Origin of the sequence: Aquella oligotrophica (assembly GCF_002892535.1) — a bacterium.
GTDB classification, from domain to species: Bacteria; Pseudomonadota; Gammaproteobacteria; order Burkholderiales; family UBA11063; genus Aquella; species Aquella oligotrophica.
The window spans coordinates 1,330,733-1,347,390 of record NZ_CP024847.1 but is presented as its reverse complement, the minus strand read 5'-3'; the positions used below and the strand labels follow the sequence as shown (position 1 = coordinate 1,347,390).

Here is a 16,658-nt window from a genome sequence, read left to right as displayed (position 1 = left end):
TATTTAAAAAAGGAATAAATATGTTTGATAAAGGACAACTGGCCGGATTAATGAAAAAAGCTCAGGAAATGCAAAAGAATCTTGAAAAGGCTCAGGAAGAGGTTGCAAAGCTTGAAGTTGAAGGAGAATCTGGAGCTGGAATGGTTAAAGTAACAATGACAGGAAAACATGATATAAAAAAAGTAACTATTGATGATGCGGTTATGGATGACAAAGAAATGCTGGAAGATCTGATTGCTGCGGCAGTTAATGATGCCAACCGTAAAGTCGAAGAACAAAGCCAGTCAAAAATGGGAGCAGCTACAGCAGGTATGCCGTTTGGCGGACTACCAGGTGGAATGAAATTTCCATTTTAATAGAGTTTTTGTCCCGGGCATTATCCCGGGATTTTTAATCAGTGCTTCAAATAGTTTAAATATAGACAAATATTACTAATGAATTCAGAAGTTATCGACAAGTTACATAATACAGATTCACCATATAAAAATTACTGGTTAAACCAGCTAAAAAAGCATGAACATAATAGTCAAAGACAGGAAAAACTGCTTGCTATTATAAATCATGAGCTAGAGGCAATTGATAAGCGTAAAGCATCAATTGCCAGTATCAAAATAAATTATCCGAATGAGTTGCCAGTTAGTCAAGCAGTAGAAGAAATAAAAGCTGCGATTAGCCAGAACCAGATAACAATAGTTTGTGGTGAGACTGGCTCGGGAAAAACCACTCAATTGCCCAAAATCTTGCTAGAACTCGGTTATGGAATAAATGGATTAATCGGACATACTCAGCCACGAAGAATCGCTGCTAAATCATTAACTTCACGAATAAATTATGAGTTAGGCTTAGCCAGTCAAGAAAATGCTCTGGTTGCATGCAAGATGCGTTTTCATGATCGCACCACCCAAAGTACAGCCATAAAATTAATGACCGATGGAATTTTACTGCAAGAAATCCAAAATGATCGACTATTACTACAGTATTCTGCACTTATCATTGATGAAGTTCATGAACGAAGCTTAAATATTGATTTTATTTTGGGTTATCTAAAGAAATTGGTATTTAAACGCCCAGATCTAAAAATAATTGTTACCTCAGCAACATTAGAAACAGATAAGCTAGTTAAATTTTTCAATAATGCCCCATTAATCAATGTAAGCGGAAAAACTTATCCAGTAGATATCATCTATCAGCCCCTTGGCGAAGGTGAAGAAAATGAAGGTCTCAATCAAGGAATTTATCAGGCTATTTCTGCCGCTTTGAGTATTGAGCGTGGACATGGACTGGTATTTCTCCCGGGTGAGAGAGAGATAAAAGAGTGTCTTAATTATTTACGTAAGACAGAATTACGTAATTATGAATTATTAGCACTATTTGCAAGACAGAATAATGAGGCTCAGGCACAGATATTCAATGACACGGGACGAATCAAGATTATTTTGGCAACCAATATTGCTGAAACATCACTAACTATTCCCGGAATTAAATTTGTCATCGATAGTGGTCTTGCCAAAGTCAAACGCTATAGCATTAGAAATCGGGTAGAACAATTACAGATCGAAATGGCAAGTCAGGCTTCCAGCAATCAGCGTGCAGGACGAGTTGGTCGGGTTAGTCATGGTTTATGTGTCCGCCTTTTTAGCGAGAGTGAATTTAAACTCAGAAAACAGTTTACCGAACCAGAACTACTAAGAAGTAATCTGGCAAATGTAATTCTCAGGATGTTAGCACTAAATATTGGGGATCCCCATGAGTTTGAATTTCTCGATCAGCCTGAGCAAAAAGCATTTAATGACGGTTACCGGACATTATTTCAGGTTCAAGCAATTGATGAAAATAATCAAATCACCCCGCTTGGGCGTAAATTAGCCCAAATTCCAACTGATGTACAGCTAGCAAGAATCCTTGTGGCAGCAGCAGAAGACTATGCCTCTTTAAATGAAGCACTCATCATTGTTGCGTTTCTTGCGATTCAAGATCCACGTGAAACTCCCCTTGAGCACCAACAGTTAGCACGAGAAAGGCATCAGCTTTGGGCAGATAAAAATTCCGCCTTTATCCAGATTCTAAATATCTGGCGCTGGTACCACAACGAATTGGAGCATAAAAAATCTAATCGCAAACTACAGGAAGCATGTCATAAACAGTTTATTTCGCTGGTTCGTTTACGGGAATGGCATGAACTACATCGTCAGCTAAAAGAAATAATGATAGGTCTTGGCTATAAACTAAATGCAAATGAAGCTGCTTATCGTGAATTACATAGTGCTATCCTCCATGGTTTTATTACCAATATTGGGCAAAAAGATCTTGTAGATAATCATTATCTAGGTACCAATAGCAAAAAATTTTATATCCATCCGGGTGAATTATCTGATTCTGCGAAATGGATGGTGGCAGGATCTTTAGTTGAAACCAGTCGTCTTTATGCGCGAAATTGTGCCCAGATTGAACCACAATGGCTAAATCGGATCGCTAGTCATTTATACAAATACACTTATTCAAGCCAGCGCTGGGATAAAAAACGTGGCGAAGTAGTGGCTACCAAATCAAGCATGCTATATGGTTTATTGATTGATAGCACTAAAGTCTCCTATGGGCTAATTAACCCTAGTGAATCACGTGAGATTTTCATAAAAGAAGGTTTAGTTCCTGCAGAGCTTAATAAAAAATATAGCTTTATTACGCATAATCAGAATGTTATTAACGAGCTTGAAAAACTTGAAGATAAACTGCGCACTTATTTTATGCTTATTGATGATGAATTATTTAGTTTCTATATAGAAAAATTACCAGTAGAGATTATCGATCAAGTTACTCTGGATAATTACATCGCAGCAAATGGTGATAACAGCCTTAGACTTGATAAAAATGAATTTATTGCCCGCATCAATAAAGATGGTGAAAAGCTCGAATTATTCCCTGATTACATGCTAAATAATGGACAAAAGATAAAACTAAACTATATCTTTGATCATGAAAATCCTGAAGATGGTGTAATTGCTAATATTGATTTAAGCCAGCTGGAACAGATTGAGGATAAACAATTTGAGTGGCTAGTGCCGGGGATTATTCGTGATAAGGTTAGTTTTTTAATAAAGTCACTACCAAAAACAGTGCGCTTGGCATTTAATCCATTAAACGAGTCCATAACAGAATTTCTAGCAGGAAGTGATACTAATGATAGTCTGATTAATCAGCTGATAAACTATGCCCAGACCAAGAAAATTGAGCTTGATTACCAGAATCTGGCAAAGATCGCTTTCCCTCATCACCTATGTTGTCATTTCAGAATATTTGACAATAAAAAGCTAATAAAATCCGGCGATGATCTTTCTTTAATTAGAACAGAACTTAATCCAGTACTAGATAAGCTAGTGGTTAAACAATCAGCAGGCGTACAGATTAATAATCTTTCTGGCTTTATCCCAGAATTTGCCAACCTTGGCAACAAGATAGAATTAGGTAAGATTAATGGTTATTATAGCCTGATTGTGGAAAAGGATGGTTCAATAACTTATGGTGTAGTGAGTAAGGTAGAACAAGCGCGATTAAGTACCCGGCGCGGATTTATAAACTTGGTTAAATTGCAATTAAAAGATCAACTAAAATACCTACAAAGTCGTAAATTGCCAGACTTTATGAAAATTAGCCTTACATTTAGCCCATTTTATACTAAGGATAAACTATCGGAAACTATTGCAAATTATATCGTTAATCAAGCAATTAGTGATGCTTTAGCGGATGAATTACCTAAGACTGAGGCAGTATATAATCAGCTAATTAGTAATTCACGGCAAAATATTTCTAAGCTTACTTTAGAGTTAAATAATGCTCTAAGTAAAACTGCGGCATTTTACCAACAAGTAAAACAGCAAATTGAAAATCATCCCTTAGCCGAAGAAATAGAAATACAACTAGACGACCTATTTTATGATAATTTTCTTAATTATACCAAGTGGCAGCATTTAGTCAACTTCCCTCGATATTTGCAAGCAATTATAACGCGAATTGATAGATATACTAAATCAGCAACAAGAGATACAATTAATGCTAATGAGATTAGTTCAATATATGATAAATGGTATAATTATGTCGATAAATTGGAGTCCATGCATAAAGTTGTAAAATCAGAATTATATGACTTTAGATATAAAATAGAAGAATTAAGGATTTCCTTGTTTGCTGAGGGGTTGAAAACTTTATACCCGGTATCTGCCAAACGTCTTTTGGGAGAACTGGAACAATTATATCTGGAACATCTAACCGCTTAAAGGAAGGTAATTTATATGCGTTTACTAATTTCTAAACATAATCTTGGTATCTGGGCAGCGAACTATGTGGCAAAGAAAATTAATGATTTCAAACCTTCTAAAGAGAAACCGTTTGTCCTTGGTTTACCTACTGGGTCAACACCACTTGATATGTATAACGAGCTTATCCGCCTAAATAAAGAAGGTAAAGTTAGCTTTAAACATGTAGTTACTTTTAACATGGATGAGTATGTAGGACTTGCTGAAGATCATCCTGAGTCATACCATTACTATATGCACCATAACTTCTTCCGCCATATTGATATTAATAAGAAAAATATTAATATTTTAGATGGTAATGCTAAAGATCTTGATGCTGAATGTGAAAAATATGAAGAAAAAATTGCCAAAGTAGGTGGAATCCATATCCAGCTAGGAGGTGTTGGTGAAGATGGGCATTTGGCGTTTAATGAACCAGGCTCTTCCCTTGCCTCTAAAACACGCAGTAAAGATCTTAACCTATCAACAATCATTGCCAATTCAAGATTTTTTGGTGGGGATATAGAAAAAACTCCTAAACTTGCCTTAACCATTGGGATTGATACAGTAATGCAGGCAAAAGAAGTCATCGTAATGGCGAAAGGGTTTAATAAGGCACAGGCAGTTTGTCAGGCAATCGAAGGCGCAGTATCTAGCATGTGTCCAATTACCGCTTTACAATACCACAAAAAAGCATTGATTATCTGCGATGAGCACGCTGCTTATGAGTTAAAATTTAAAACCATAAAATACTTTGAGAATATGCAAGATGAATATTCAGAAATGGAAAATGCTTGCGACTATCTGGTATAAAATTTAGAGAATTATGCGTAATAAAACAATATTTTTAATTCTGCTATGCTGGTTTGGGATTGCCAATGCCAGCTTTTTTTCCAATCTATTCGGTAGTAGCCACCACAGAAAAAGTAAAAGTAAAGTAAGCCAGCAAGTAGTAGATCCCAGTCAGGATAATTACCAACAGTTTTGTACAAAAAACCAGACCCCATATGGTTTTCAAATTCGTTGTCAAGCCGCAGATCTTGTTACATCTTTCAAACCATCTGAATCAGCGATTATAAAATGTAGCCAGACTTATAGAGGAACCAGCAATAAATTCCCAAATAGTGTAGCTCTTAGTAACGACTTTATTTCTAGCCTTAATCTATGTCAAGGTGCAAGTTATGGTCCTTTTACAGTTCCTTCTATATCAGTACTAAATGAAAGTGGGATCTTCGTTCAGAAAAATAGCCTTGTTACTTATTATGATGTTGCCTGCCAAGGATTATCCGCATATGAGAGTAATACTTATACTCACATGGCTCAACAAAATGAAAGCAATCTCGAACAACAAATTAATCTATGTGTAGCTCAAGCCCAGCAACAGCCGCAGATGAGGAATTTTGTTATTATGTTCTATATTTGTGCAGGGATAGCCCTGATTTCATTGATAATTGTAATTGTCCGTAGATATAAGCAAAGAAACCATTAGCGTAAAAATAATAAAATTAAGTTGCTATATGCTGCCAGCTAGAAATTGAAATCATCCAAATTATGACACAAAAGAATAATACGCTACTTAGCGTAGTAATGCCAATTTATAAGACAGATGAGACTTATTTACGCGAAGCAATTGAGAGTGTCCTTGCTCAAACATATCCGGATTTTGAATTTCTAGTTATCAATGATAGCCCAGAAGATGAAGCAAGATTAAAATCAATTGTCGATAGTTACAATGATAAACGAATTAACTGGATAACTAACTCAAGTAATTTGGAAATCGCCGCTAGCTCAAATATTGGAATTGATCATGCACAGGGTTTATTTATCGCCATGATGGATCACGATGATATTTGTATGCCGATGAGATTTGAAACCCAAATTAGATTTCTAATAAATAATCCAAGTATTGGTTTTGTTGGCGGACAAGCGGAAGGATTTTACCCGGATAAATCTAGCGTTCGTCTGGATTACCAGATTTCCTCATCAGTCAAAGAATTAAAGCAAAGCTTTTTTGATGGCGTGCCATTTTTAAACCCAAGCGTCATGTTCCGTAAATCAGCATTGGGTAATTTGAGATATGATCCAAATTATAAAGTATGTGCTGATTATGATCTATTTGCAAGACTTATTTTTGGACAAAATATCTTAGCAAATAATCTACCAGAAGTAATATTACACTATCGCTTTCATAATGCGAGTACCTCATTAAATCAATACCTACTTGCAGAAGAAGAGACTAATAAAGTTCAAACATGGATTTCAGAGCTTACTTTTTCTTCATAATAATTCCTTTAGATGCTAAATCTGACTTTTAGAGTTGAAGAATTCTATCTAAACACTAGGTTAGGTAACTCATAAGCATTATTTTTATACCATGAAAATATCATAATGAAATGGCTATTAAACTCCCAATTATTAAAATAACAAATCCACAATACTCTGTGGATTTGTTATCTAAATGACCTACAACTACTCTAGTGAGTTAAGTGATGGAAATATAAGCTATCCATTAGACCATTTGCAGGTCCACGAAGAATACCTGTACCATCTGGTATAGCAGGCTTACTGCCATTTCCACCATAAACAGTATAATCTTCTTTATCTAGATAACTAAATGCTCCATAACCACCATTATTGTGGCGGTTAGCACGCCATAACTGCCATCCAGTAAAGCCACCTTTTTCTTGACCTGGCTGCCCCAAAGCATGTTCTTCAAGGTAACGGAACATATACTCTAAGTCAGTTTGACAAGTTGGGTTATCAGCTGCACCAAATTCAGATAGCATAACCTGCATCTCATTGTCATTCATCCATTTACCCATAGTAGATAAATCCAATGCCTGAACAAAATTTTCATAGTTGCTATAAACATTACACTGTTCATATTTACCACTATAATTACTATCAAAATATTGATGAACTTCTATGGCAATATCTTTTACATTAATACCAGCTTTTTCAAGATTAGCTTTAGTAAATACTACACCATTTGCTTGATCATTAGGTTTAACAGCATCATCTGTTGGTACAAAAGTAGGCCAACCATGTAATGGATCCCAGAAGTTACCACTAAAGATAATCCGATTTTTCAAACCAAGTACTTGAATTTCTTTAGCACCAGCGACCTCAATATCAAATACTTCTTGTGTAGTTAAATATTGATCTTTTTGAGAGAACGGTTCATTAGCTAGACTAAACATTAATTGAGCTTTACCTGATTTATCAGTACCATGCTGTGAAGCAATATCCTGCAATGCTATAGCCAGTGTTTTCCATGTATCTGCAAATTCTTTTGCAGTTACAATATTACAAGTAGTCTTACCTACTGGTTCTGTTGGCTCATTTGTTTGCCCAATACTAAGATCTTCATTATTTCCAGCCTTACAATAACGTAAGTAAGTGTGCATATCAATGATTACGTTCACATTTGCATTCAAATACTTGCTTATTGTATCTCTTAATCCGGCTAGATACATTTCATTAATATGAGATTTGGCTGGATCTAGAGTTGTACTACTGATCAGATTATTATATCCGGGCTTATTATCAGCTATTAAGTATTCCCAACGAATTGGCAGCCGAAGCGTATTCATACCTTTTTCAGCAAAAGATTTGAATTCAGGTAGATCTGGACGCTGGAACATTGCATCACCAATTGTACCGTTATATTCGTAACCAGAGATATTAATACCACGATATTGCAAACCTGGAGCAGTTTTATAACTTGTAGGAATAGTAGGTAAAGTAACTGGCTTATTAACATTTTGTCCTGCAGAATAAGTTTGAACTTTTGATTTAAAATCCACTTTAAAGTTCCCGCTAGCATCCATAGAACAAGCAAAGGTATTAGTTCCTGAATCATATCCAGGTAATGCACAAGCATGAGTTTCTGGATTAAGATTAATCCAAGCAATGTACCCTCCCTGATTCATTGTACCTTCTGGCGTTTTCTCTAGACACCCAGGTCCATCTTGATAATCTTTAGAAGAACATACCAAATAGTAACAAGAATTAGCCCAGCCACTTCCTTTGTTAATCATAGCATAAGTATGCTCACCTGGCTTAACAGTTGTTGGGCAGCCTGCATTTGGCGCGTTATTTTGCAGATGCAAGTAGAAACTACTATTATTATTAAATGCCACACCACCCGGTGGAATAATTACAGGTTCACTTTCAATCTTCTCAAGGTTAATGGAAATTTCGCCATTCTTAACTACACTATAAGAAATAGGAGCAACAGCTTTATATCCAGTTGGAGTATTAACATTCAATACAATGTTATCATTCTGAAGTAATTTAAGGGTATTGACCCCCTCATTTAAAGTTATGTCATTATATAAATAACTCACACCCGCAAGATTATCTGTAAGTTTAACACCTAAAGTCTCACCATTAGCTAACCCGGATACATTAACCTTGACATTTGCATTTGAAGCTTTAGCAACATATGATACAGAACCAATGTCAGTAGTATTTGCTGCGGTAACTTTAATTGAGCCTTTTTTTATTGGATTAGCATAAGTACCTAATTTAGCATCAGCAAGACCGTAAGGAGTACTCAAGGTATATGTGCCTTTTTCAACTTTAGTAAATTGATCTGAAGTATAGTTATGAGTAGATGAGTAAGATGTTATGCTATTCTTCAAATCTACTTGAGTTGTAGTATACTGACTGATAAATGTTGAGGGCTTAATAATTTGATAAGTCACATTGCCGGTACTAACTTTAACTTTGGTAAAAGCAGCGCTTTCATTAATTGTAGCTCCAGATGTCAGATTAAATAGAGCACTAGCTGTAAAGCCTACTGTATAACTTTCATTCTGCGGTAAATCTTTACTATTAACTGCAAAGCGATAATCACTAGATTTCATATCCTTAATCGTATATTTTATAGTGTTATTAGCTTTACTATTATCAATCACGTCGATGACCTGATCAAAGTTACCATTTTGACCAAGTAAATGAACCGGAATGCTACATGATGTTGGAGCGACACAAATAGTAGATAATGGCTTAGTATTTAAGGTCAAGACAATCGTCCCGGGCGTTTCTGGAGTCGCCGTACTGGTGGTACTAAATGTAACAGTACCGGGATTAACGCCATTTGGGCTATAACCAAAGTTAAGTCGGGTAGTTCCGCCCGGCAGTAAATAAGCAGCCTTGTTTGCAGTACTAAGGGTTAGTTCCAGATCTTTATACCCACTACTGGCATTTGCTATCTGAGCAGCTGCCATACTTGCAGAAACCCAATGTTCCTCCCAACCAGGCATTGGAACAATTAAAGTACTGCTCTGCTCTAAGTCCCAGAGATTAAATAGACTAGGGTTTAAATCAGATTTACTACTTGACATATAAACCTTAGTCTGATCAAGAGTCTGATTTGCCTCACATCCATTTTTAAGAGTTACAAATCCACCAATATTGTCTGAACTTGCACTAAACTGTTGCCCAGCAACTATGATGCATGATGCTGATGGTGTACTATACTGCGCTACATCGGCAAAACTTTTTACTACCTGTTGCGCATCAGATGATGTAGAACTACCAGAAGCACCTCCTGCTGATGAGCCACTCTGACACGCAGTTAGAGATAAAGAGCTTATCCCTAATAATAAACATATTTTCTTATATTTATGCGTCATCTATATATTTCCCTTTACAAATAATTTATATAAAACGATCTCATGTAGAAAATCTACAAGGAGTGATTCTACGATTACTGAAGTAAACTAAAATAGTGGGTTTTTGTTCAGGTGATATTGCGATGCAACAGGATGATAAACATAAGAGAATTAACTTCCTTTTTTCTCATAACAGAGTAACCAAAGCATTCTGAAAAATTCTCATTATATTGTAACATCCGTTGCTAAATAAAGCATTTTTGGCATAATTTCAAGACAATAATAAGTCATGAAATAAAGCTTATGTTTATGTATCTTTAAGCAATAAATAAACACTCATGCAGGTTGTTATTGTGGATAAAAGCTAACCGCAATACCTGACAAATATCCTCCAAACCAATAAACAGAGGATGAAATACCACCAATAAGGGTGGTACCACTATATTGCACATTATAAAGAGTATAATTTGGTGATGTTATGCGAAAATAATTATCATAATATACTATGCCATATGAAACAGTATTGAAAATTAGGTTGTTGACGCAATTATTCAAGCTACCATTGGCAGTTGAAATAGAGCATACCCAAAGTTTTCCAGAGGATGGAATATAAGCATATCCACTTTGGAAGGCGATACCATCTCCTAATACATTACTGGTATTACAAGATGCTATTGATCCATTGGCTGGATTCATCTGGCAGACTAGCCCGAAATCAGAACTGGTAATTATATAAGCATAAGTAACCCCACCGATAGCATTAAAACTAATAGCATTTGCCGAGCTAAAACCAGTTGCATTAGTCTCTTGTGAGCACCCAGTTAAATCACCGGTAGTAGAAGAAATATTACAACGGAACACTTTATTTGCAGTTGATAATATATATGCATAGCCATTATAAAATGCCAAATCAAGTGGATTAGAAAATTGTCCAGCATTATTGCTAGAGCAGTTAGTTAAATCACCACTGATATTATTAATAGTACATTTTGTAATATCATTACCCATAGTATTTAGCACATACAAATATCCATTATTAACTACTATATGTCTAGGTTCATTAAAACTAACATTGGCACTATTACAATTAGCAATTGATGAATTACACATTAGAAGATATTTATTACCAGCAGAATTATTGCCAAAGATATATGAATAGAATTTGGTAGTATATAATGGTCGATTAGAACTGTTAATCAAGGTATTGTCTGGCGCCGAGATTGCGGCATTCAGAATAGAGTTTCCTTCAGTCGCAGTTGAATTAATCATAAAGTTGCAATTACCACCACTCCCTATAAAATTGATTACACAAGGAGTAGAGGCAGTTGCCACACTGGAATTTGAAGAATTAATTGACACTTGTGGAGTAGCAGCACTAAACCAGTTAGAGATGGCTGCACTGCCAGTCTGAGCTACGTTTGTTAGCATGGTCTGATATGTCAAATTAAAGCTAATACTAGGCTTACTAGAAATTACCTGTAAATCATTTGACAATGGTTTAGATGCCCCACCAGATCCTGTAAATTGGCTTTGTATGCCATAATTATAACTATAACCATTATCTAATGGAGTCGCTACATTTACATTTAGACTTGGTGACGGATATGCACTGGGATTTGCAAGTATATAAACCAAAGTACAGCTATCATCCTTGCTCAATGTTATATTTGTACAGTTATTTTGCAATGTTGTATAGTTTGCTGGTGGATTTGCTGCCACCAAAAAATTATACGCCACGGCACTTGCTGTATTAGTATAAGTTATAACTAATTGTAAAGCACCAGCATTTCCTGTCATCATGGTATCATTTCCCGGATTAAGATAACAATTTGTGCCCAATAAACCATCTCCACCAGTGCGGCTACTGCAACCGCTAGTATTTACAGTCACTTGAATATTTGGTATATTTGCTGCTGTTACACTATAAGCAAAATTTGGCAATGCTACCAGTTGATTCGTAACATGATAGTTATCGGTAAAATAAGCTGTATTATCAGCAAAATTACCACTAAGTACCTCTGTAGTTGATAAACTAATTGTTATATCACAGCTAGCATGTGCTGCTAAGGTATTGCAACTTAATGGTACATTAAATAAAATTCCATTGATTGACGGCAAACTAAAGCTAGTTAACGCAGTATCACCAACATTAGTTACAGTTAGTACAGCTGTTGGATCTGGAGTTGTATTTTGCTCAGCCGAAAGTGTCGTCACACTGGTGCTAAAATCCAATGCAGAAGCAGGATTTTCAACCATTATCGTACCGCTTAATGGTGAAATAGCATTAGTTGTGCTGGATATACTAGGTATAGTTGAAGAATTACTATAGACATTATAAGTAAAGCTTGGGGTAATTGTTAACTGGGGATAAGTGGTATTGTTATCAGTTGTTCCACTTGCTGTTAATTCCATATTAATATTACAGCTAGCTCCAGATGCCAGCGTAATGATACCACTACTTGCACTACATGGATTTGAAAGACCGTTAATATTCAAGTGGCCAGATATCGTACCCCCTCCGCCATTACTCACATTAAAACCATCACCAATAAGATTATCTAGATTAACTTTGATTGTCGTATCACCACCATTAGTTGCCGTAGTCTCATTGGTCAGGGTTATTTCAATATCAGTTGGAATTGCTGGAACTAGACTAGAGGGTAAAGTTCCACTAATTAATAACCCAGGGGTAACTACTGGCTGCATAGCAAGAGTTGCATCTACATTTAATACTGTAGAATGATTATTTATGCCATCTGAATAGTTAACTGTAATGCTGCCACTATCCTCATAATTAGCTAATTTTATTGGATAATTACCAGATATGATTAAATTACAACTGTCACCACTAGCTAAACTACCACTACAGCCACTTGCCGACAAGTACGGATCTGATGAAACGGCTTGCTCAAAAGTAACTACTGAAGCACTCATATTGCTAACTTTAACTGAAGCACTATAACTTGTACTATTAGTCCAGTTTAAACTAGGCTTTAGTATTGCTTGGTCGAAAGATATTATTCGTGGTGAAATTGCAGTTAAATTAATATTATAATCATCTGAAATATAGCTGCCAGCATTGGCGGTAAATACCCCTAATGAAGTCAATTTTTGTGGGGTTGCCGTAGTAGGACTATATTGAAGAATTAAAGTACAACTCTGACCAGTAGCTAAATTCTGAGCATTTAATTGCTGTTCAAATAAACTGCATGGGTGAGCACCACCACTGATATATGTTAATGTTATTGGCAAAGCTGGTAATCTAATATCACTAAGCGCGATACCACCATTATTAATTAGGGTTATTGTTGTGGTTGCAACTCCATTTATCATCGTAGATAAATTATTATTAGGGTAAAATGCCACGATCAAACTTGGTGTTGCGGAACCAATTACCCAATTTACATTACTACCTGCTGTTGCACTGCTACCGTTATGATTATCATAGGTTAACTTCAATAAACTATTTCCACTACCAACAGTATTTGAATTACTCAGACCAACCATTATATCGCAATTATTTCCTGGCTTTAAATTCATTGATGAATTACAGCTGCCCCCAATAAGTTTACATTTCCACTGCTGATAGTAATATTGCTAATACTTGCATCGGCATTACCATCATTAGTTACTGTTAACATTTTAGTTGTTGCACTATCAGTCAATCTTGCTTCAGATATAATCAAGTGACCCGCAAATATGGAACTAACATTTGTACCTACAGTTGTAGCAAAGCTTACTGACTGGTTATTATAATATGCACTAACCCCTCCAAAAATTATACTGGTATCTTCGCTTGGTGCTACAGGAGTATAGGCTAATAGAAAATTACAACTTGCTCCAACTAATAAATCATTATTCACACATCCATTTGGATCACTAATTACAACTCGTGGGTTCTGTGGAGTCATTATTGGAACAGTTAAACCAGCCAATGGCACATTCCCCGTATTTTTCACAGTAACAATACCATTTGGTGCATTTTGTGTCAAGGCATTAGTTGCTGATAAACTAATGGCTGCAGCAGCCACTGGCAAATTCGTAGATTTTTTATAATCGTAGTTTAAAATTGCCGATGTTTGCAAAGAAGATATACCATTATTATAAGGAACGGTTATTGTAATATGACCCGCTTGACTAATGCCTGATACGTTTGCAGTTATTTTGTATGAACAAATCTCCTGAGGATTAAGGGAGTGATTACTACAATTATCATCACTAAGGGTAAAAAGAGAATTTACTATGGACAGATTACCAATACTGGCTGAGGCTGTACCATAATTTTTTATATAAGCTATTGTACTATTTCCTTTGGCTTGATTATCTCCATCCAGAACCAGACCTGAATAGCCAGCCTGGAGATTAGCCACTTTAGCCGTCATTACATTTATTGTAGCACTTGAATATTGATTTCCTAATGCTTCAAGTGAGCCATCTTGGTTTACTTTATTACCAGATAACTTAATATTTACTTGTGTATTCGTTATAATTTCTGGAGTATTATTAGTGTAATTGATTCTAACCTGACATACCCCATTACTTGGTAGCGGATTCTCACAATTAGTCAATTGCCAGCTTACTCCTGCTGGTAACGAATTTAATAAATTTGTTACCTCTATTAGTGAGTTCGAATTATTTATTACGGAAAAACTTGAAGCAGCCAAACCATTGTCTAATACAACAGAAGTAGATACAGGTGATAACACAAGACTGTTATTACCATTGTCATCCGTTGTAATATATGGGTAACTAGAAGGGATTTCACTGGTAACTACTATACCACTCTCTGTCCGCCCCTGTAGTATACCACTTCCAACTTCATTAGCCGATAACAAAATCCGGCAGTCTGAAGCAGACTCAATACTAGTACAAGCACTTGCATCAACTATGCTAACAGGAGCAATGCTTTTCTTCATTTCCTGATTTGAAGTATTCTTACTCATAAAACTAGAAAACCAGCTTGTCATTTTAGTAGCTAGGGTTTCGTTTTGGGATGTATCAGTTACAAGACTCCAGGTTAAACCATTCACTTTTGTAATAGAGTAATTATGAAAATAAATATAGAATTTGGTTGGCTTACCATTTACTATAGGAGTAGGAGAAATTTGATCTGCTCTTATCATATAAGAACTAGTTATTGTACCATCACCACCTGCATTGTTAGCAATAGAGGTATTACCACCACAGGAGTTTAATACGAATAACACCATTATAAAGCATAGTTTAGAAATAAATTTAATTGCTGATTTCACGTAAAAACTTTCAATTAGTATGTAATTAAAATAAAATTTTTTAGCATTTCAGGTTATGAAATAATTATCTAATATCATTGTATTATAATTATAACCTTGTAAATTGCATAGTCTTCTTTTGTTCAGGGAGCACTGATTTATATATATTGAGAATCACATTACCACAAAGTTCATCATATATTTGCATTTGCTATTGGCTTAGTCAACCTGTATTTTAATTATATGGTGGTATCATAAAAATATGATCTGATTGCGGAAGTAGTTAAATTACAATAACATTATGTCAGCAGAAGGTGGTATAGAAAAACCCCGGGATTACTTAAATACCCAGGGTAGATAAAATACATTCAATTAATTTAAATTTTTAGATACGCTTACTATTTTACTCACATCCAACAATTTCTTTAAACCCTACTGGACAAATTACCATACTACCATCATCTTGAGCAACAGTATCACCAAATGGAGATGTATTTAATAATACTCGCACCATTTGGATTTTGCCATCATGGGTTTTGACTGGAAAATCAAACTTACCACCTTGGTCTGTATCTATTGAGAAATTTGTTATATGACGATCAATTACCTTATTTGTCGTAGCATCATGGAACCAGTAGGTACCACGAAGTGTATTATAATTTTCTGGGTGATATGAATGTTCCATGCTTACCACCCCAGGTATCCAGCTATTTTTCCCGGGAGTAGTATCATGTATTGCCATTGGTATTGTAAAGTCCTTATATTCAGCACCAACAAATTGAGTGACATTACTACTTTCAGGTTTAACGGAGATGTCTCCTGCCTCAATCTCTGGTGTACCATGAATTAATGTAAATTTACCACCAGACACACTTCCCAAATCAAGAGTAATAGGCTCAGATACAAAGTTATAAATAGTTGAATTACGGGTAGTTGGCTGGGTTACTCCATAATTACCATGTCCACTAAGACCTTGAGTTATTGGAGCGTCAGAAACTAAAACTACATACCCATTGCCCCCTTTAACTGGCAACGGACCACCATTGTAACTTGATGAAGGCTTATCTGTATTTTGAACATTAAACCATGCGCCGCCAGCATCCTCTATTTTCTCTGCGCTTCCTCCAATGCTGTTTCGTGCAAGGATGCGGATATATTCATTAGTAGGAAGTATCGCATTTCCACTCACAACAAACGATTTTGGCGGATAATTATTAGGATTCACTCGTTGCTCTAGTGTTAAAGTTGAATTATTATACCCAGCACCTGTTGTCATCTTCGTTTTACACTGTGTATTAGCTTGTATAATTTTTTTATATGGGTTCTTTATAAATTCTGAGTCAGTATAGCATTTAACATATAAATTTCCATGACCTTCATAATAAGCAGAAACAAGATAATCCGTTGAAGATACATTATCAATACTTCGTTCCCAACTCGTTCCCACTGCATTAGCAATATTAGGGTATATACCAATACACAATAATAACGACATGTAACAAGAAATTTTCATTAAT

The 16,658-nt window shown here is 35.6% G+C and carries 9 protein-coding genes; 5 read left to right on the top strand and 4 right to left on the bottom strand.

The window, feature by feature from the left end; all coding sequences use genetic code 11:
• The first annotated feature begins 20 nt into the window (after positions 1 to 20).
• From CUN60_RS06145 to CUN60_RS06125, 5 genes are all read left to right on the top strand, one after another.
• Positions 21 to 356, top strand: coding sequence for a YbaB/EbfC family nucleoid-associated protein (locus CUN60_RS06145; RefSeq protein ID WP_102951190.1), 336 nt, complete (start codon positions 21 to 23; stop codon positions 354 to 356).
• A 78-nt stretch (positions 357 to 434) separates the two neighbouring features.
• A complete protein-coding gene (gene hrpA, locus CUN60_RS06140; protein ID WP_102951189.1) occupies positions 435 to 4,271 on the top strand; it encodes an ATP-dependent RNA helicase HrpA in 3,837 nt (1,278 codons plus the stop codon).
• Between the two features lie 15 nt (positions 4,272 to 4,286).
• A complete protein-coding gene (gene nagB, locus CUN60_RS06135; RefSeq protein WP_102951188.1) occupies positions 4,287 to 5,102 on the top strand; it encodes a glucosamine-6-phosphate deaminase in 816 nt (271 codons plus the stop codon).
• A gap of 13 nt (positions 5,103 to 5,115) precedes the next feature.
• On the top strand, positions 5,116 to 5,778 hold the full coding sequence (locus CUN60_RS06130) for a hypothetical protein (protein WP_102951187.1): 663 nt from the start codon (positions 5,116 to 5,118) through the stop codon (positions 5,776 to 5,778).
• 62 nt (positions 5,779 to 5,840) lie between these two features.
• Complete coding sequence (locus tag CUN60_RS06125; protein ID WP_102951186.1) at positions 5,841 to 6,572, top strand: glycosyltransferase family 2 protein; 732 nt, start codon at positions 5,841 to 5,843, stop codon at positions 6,570 to 6,572.
• A gap of 191 nt (positions 6,573 to 6,763) precedes the next feature.
• Here the strand turns inward: CUN60_RS06125 and CUN60_RS06120 are convergent, their stop codons facing one another.
• From CUN60_RS06120 to CUN60_RS06105, 4 genes are all read right to left on the bottom strand, one after another.
• On the bottom strand, positions 6,764 to 9,931 hold the full coding sequence (locus tag CUN60_RS06120) for a glycoside hydrolase family 5 protein (RefSeq protein ID WP_102951185.1): 3,168 nt from the start codon (positions 9,929 to 9,931) through the stop codon (positions 6,764 to 6,766).
• Positions 9,932 to 10,258: 327 nt separating this feature from the next.
• Positions 10,259 to 13,450: an NHL repeat-containing protein gene (locus CUN60_RS06115; protein WP_102951184.1), complete on the bottom strand. Its 3,192-nt coding sequence runs from the start codon at positions 13,448 to 13,450 to the stop codon at positions 10,259 to 10,261.
• Positions 13,447 to 15,162, bottom strand: coding sequence for a hypothetical protein (locus CUN60_RS06110; RefSeq protein ID WP_158649313.1), 1,716 nt, complete (start codon positions 15,160 to 15,162; stop codon positions 13,447 to 13,449). The genes CUN60_RS06115 and CUN60_RS06110 overlap by 4 nt, the downstream gene beginning before the upstream one ends.
• 382 nt (positions 15,163 to 15,544) lie before the next feature.
• Positions 15,545 to 16,654, bottom strand: a complete 1,110-nt coding sequence (locus CUN60_RS06105) for a hypothetical protein (RefSeq protein ID WP_158649312.1) — start codon at positions 16,652 to 16,654, stop codon at positions 15,545 to 15,547.
• Between the last annotated feature and the right edge of the window lie 4 nt (positions 16,655 to 16,658).